Genomic DNA, 909 nt, shown 5'->3' on the forward strand with positions numbered 1-909 from the left:
CCTTCTCGAGGACGGCGCGCCAGGCGTGGGCGGTCTCGTTGGCGTCGCCGGGTCGCACGACGTACAGGCCGGGGATCGCGCGCAGCGCGGCGAGGTGCTCGATCGGCTGGTGGGTGGGCCCGTCCTCACCGAGTCCGATGGAGTCGTGCGTCCACACGTAGGTGACCGGGGTCTTCATGATCGCGGCGAGCCGCACGGCGGGACGCATGTAGTCGCTGAAGACGAGGAAGGTGCCGCCGTACGGGCGGGTCGGTCCGTGCAGCGCGATGCCGTTGAGGATCGAGCCCATGGCGTGTTCGCGGACCCCGAAGTGCAGGGTGCGGCCGTAGGGCTGGGCCGTCCACATGCGGGTGGAGATGGCTTCGGGACCGAAGGAGTCGGCGCCCTTGATGGTGGTGTTGTTGCTCTCGGCGAGGTCGGCGGAGCCGCCCCACAGTTCGGGGAGCACCGGTCCGACGGCGTTCAGTACGGCGGCGGACGCCTTGCGGGTCGCGATGCCCTTGGGATCGGGCTCCCAGGTGGGGAGCACGTCGGCCCAGCCGGCGGGAAGGTCGCGGCCGATCAGGCGGTCGAGGAGCTTCTTGCCCTCGGGGGCGCGCTGCGTCCACTCGTCGTACTGGGCCTGCCAGTGCTTGTGTGCCTGGGCGCCGCGCTCGACGACCTTGCGGGTGTGGGCGATGACCTCGTCGGCGACCTCGAACGTCTTGTCCGGATCGAAGCCGAGCGCCTTCTTCACGGCCGCGACCTCGTCGGCACCGAGGGCGGCGCCGTGCGCCGCGCCCGTGTTCATCTTGGTCGGTGCGGGGTAGCCGATGATGGTGCGGAGCAGGATCAGCGACGGCTTGTCGGTGACCTCGCGGGCCTTGTTCAGGGCCTCTTCGATGGCGACGACGTTCTCGCCGCCCTCGA

General features: G+C 70.5%; 1 pseudogene. It reads right to left on the bottom strand.

Going from position 1 to position 909, the window contains the following annotated elements:
- Positions 1-909: pseudogene (locus tag G9373_RS45440) on the bottom strand (transketolase); the annotation flags it as partial.

It is taken from the genome of Rhodococcus sp. A14 (assembly GCF_011603105.1).
Classification (GTDB): domain Bacteria; phylum Actinomycetota; class Actinomycetes; order Mycobacteriales; family Mycobacteriaceae; genus Rhodococcus_F; species Rhodococcus_F opacus.